We start from the raw sequence: 376 nt of genomic DNA on the forward strand, positions 1-376 counted from the left end.
GGAATGCAGGAAGCGGAGCAAAAGGCGTATATCCATGCGTTCAAGCAGGAGGACCAGGCCCGGGGCTTTAATCTCGGTACCGATGCGCTCATGCGCGTACAGGTATTGCAGACAGATGAAGAGATGTATCACTTGGTATGGAGCTTCCATCACATTGTCATGGACGGCTGGTGCTTGTCGCTGGTGACAGGCGAAGTGTTTGGTACGTACTTTGCGCTGCTGGAGCAGAAGCAGCCGGAGCTTGCTGCGATCACACCGTATGGCCAATATATCGAATGGCTGGGGCGTCAGGATGAACGTGCGGCAAAAGAGTATTGGAGCAGCTATTTGGCGGGCTTTGAACAGCAGACTTTGTTACCTGGCTCGGATGCTTCAT

The 376-nt window shown here is 53.5% G+C and carries 1 protein-coding gene; it reads left to right on the plus strand.

Annotation, left to right across the window (positions count from 1 at the left end; translation table 11 throughout):
* The coding region (locus tag E0698_RS26335) for a condensation domain-containing protein (protein ID WP_192513440.1) at positions 1 to 376 on the plus strand (376 nt) is incomplete at both ends.

It is taken from the genome of Paenibacillus sp. 23TSA30-6, from assembly GCF_014858585.1.
Taxonomy (GTDB): domain Bacteria; phylum Bacillota; class Bacilli; order Paenibacillales; family Paenibacillaceae; genus Paenibacillus.